Raw genomic sequence first — 2027 nt, 5'->3', positions numbered from 1 at the left:
AGCGGCTTCGTTCAACAAGGCATTTAAACGGAACAAAAACAGTGGGTTACGTTTCGCTTCGCTACACATTTTAACCCACTATTTTTGTCCGCTTAATGCGGCGTTATGTAACAAAAGGTAATGGTCAAAGTCACTGTAATTTCAGTTATTTTGACATCTATTGATGCCCATTAATTTGGTATAGAATAAAAACGTATTAAATGATGGAGGGTATCATGGCCAAGCAAGAGTATTGTTCAATCAAAGGATTTGAACCAAGTAATAGAACAAAAGAATATATCGAACAAATGGAGCACATTACTGATATGTCTTCGGTGCTGGAGAAGATCCTGTTTGCTATTCCCTTCTTCCAAATTTTTGCAGGTAGAGATTCTTACAAAGGAGTAGCTTTAGCATCTGCTTCTTATAATGTTTCAACGTATGATTGGCAGTTGTATGAAAGTGCAGTAAAAGCGATTGCTCCAATTGAAAGAGAACGCTTAGAAAATGTAGCTATGAGAGCAATGTTAGACACAAGTGGTGAGGAACGTAAATTTTGGGAGTGTGTATACAATGCATTATAAAGCTATATTATTAATTGTTAGTTGTATATTTTCGTCTTCTGTCTTATCTGAAAGTTGGGCTGAATTTTTAAAAAAAGATCTTAGCTATAAGTACCAAGCTTTAAATGTAAAAGTAGATGCTTGTAGTAAGCTGCGTGAAAGCTTTGTATTAAAACCAATAAAAAGTGATTGGTTTGGTACTTTGACAGATCAACAAAAGAAAGATGTTATTTTATTTGCAAGTGATTATGCGAGTAAGCAATGTTATAAATTGGAAGAATTAAGTTTTTCAAACGCTCTTTTACGTTATACCGCAGAGACCGGAGATAAAGAGCTTCTGGATAATTGGCTTGGTTTAAATAAATCTAATAAATATACAATTGAAGGCGTGGACTCTGTTGGTGCTGAAAATGTAATTGAATTTATAAATCAAGAGTTCACACAACCATTTCAGCCAATTGAGCTTATTAAATATTTAAAGTTATATTAACAAAATTGGAAAGTTACATAACAATTGCATCAACACGATTTACTACACTCGGCATCTTAGGTTGCCGGGTGTTTCTCGTTTTAAGGCGTTAATTTTAAGTATAATTGCATAGTAGTAAACGTGTTATGCAGGCGTTAGCCGAATCTATTAATCCGATATGTAATATTGTTTCTAAGGGGTATTTATGAGTCTTATATCAGTCAAAGTGAGTTCGAAAGCATTAGAGCATATTCGTTCTTCTACTAGTAAGAATCAAGAGCAGATGGCGCTTAAAGTTATATCTGGCGACCTATTTCATATTGTTGATACTATAAATAAATCTCGTAAAGTTCAATTAACAATGGCAGACCAATTAGCTCTCACTTTAGGTGATACTTCAGCAATTTGGCGTGCTCATCAGGAAGATGCAACCGACTTTGACATATTGTTTAATATGCTAAGCAGTAAGCCAGATAAAGAGTTTGTTTTCTCTTATAAGTTGATCGGCTAACAAGAGCTTTAAACGGAACTAAAACAGTGGGTTAGGTTTCGCTTCGCTACACATTTTAACCCACTATTTTAGTCCGCTTAAGCAGGCGTTATAAGTCACATGGAGTTTGATTTAGTATGAAGAATAGAGAGTGCCTTAATTGTCAACAGAAGATTTCACTTAGTTGGTTTTTATTTAGTGGAAATAGGACAAAGTATCGCTGTACCCAATGTTCAGCTTTGATCGAATGGACACCAAGACGCTCCTATTTAGGCATGTTTGTTGGCGGTTCATCAGCGCTGAGTTTTACATTACTTGAATCGTTGATTCCCTCAATGAGTATACGAGTGATAATGATGTTAATTTTGGCAGTCATACTGGCATTTTTAGTACCGAAGCAGTTCAGAATCATTGACGAAAGTGCCTTATAACAAGTCATTTAAACGGAACAAAAACAGTTGGCCGTCGCTTCGCGATTTTAGCCAACCATTTTTGTCCGCTTAATGAGGCTACATGGATTCCCCCG

3 protein-coding genes are annotated in these 2027 nt (G+C 35.7%); all 3 read left to right on the top strand.

All coding sequences use genetic code 11. The features are described from left to right. Positions 1-215 precede the first annotated feature (215 nt). Complete coding sequence (locus AB4323_RS24120; RefSeq protein ID WP_054776246.1) at positions 216-563, top strand: hypothetical protein; 348 nt, start codon at positions 216-218, stop codon at positions 561-563. After that, positions 553-1032 (top strand): hypothetical protein, encoded by a 480-nt coding sequence (locus AB4323_RS24115; protein ID WP_229648417.1) that lies wholly within the window; start codon positions 553-555, stop codon positions 1030-1032. The genes AB4323_RS24120 and AB4323_RS24115 overlap by 11 nt, the downstream gene beginning before the upstream one ends. A 184-nt stretch (positions 1033-1216) precedes the next feature. Continuing rightward, entirely contained in the window at positions 1217-1522 is a 306-nt protein-coding gene (locus AB4323_RS24110; RefSeq protein ID WP_017067214.1) for a hypothetical protein, read from the top strand. Positions 1523-2027: the final 505 nt, after the last annotated feature.

Source organism: Vibrio sp. 10N.261.52.C11, from assembly GCF_041471405.1.
Taxonomy (GTDB): domain Bacteria; phylum Pseudomonadota; class Gammaproteobacteria; order Enterobacterales; family Vibrionaceae; genus Vibrio; species Vibrio crassostreae_C.
Note: the sequence above shows the minus strand (reverse complement) of the source record. Positions and strands in the feature narration are given on the sequence as shown.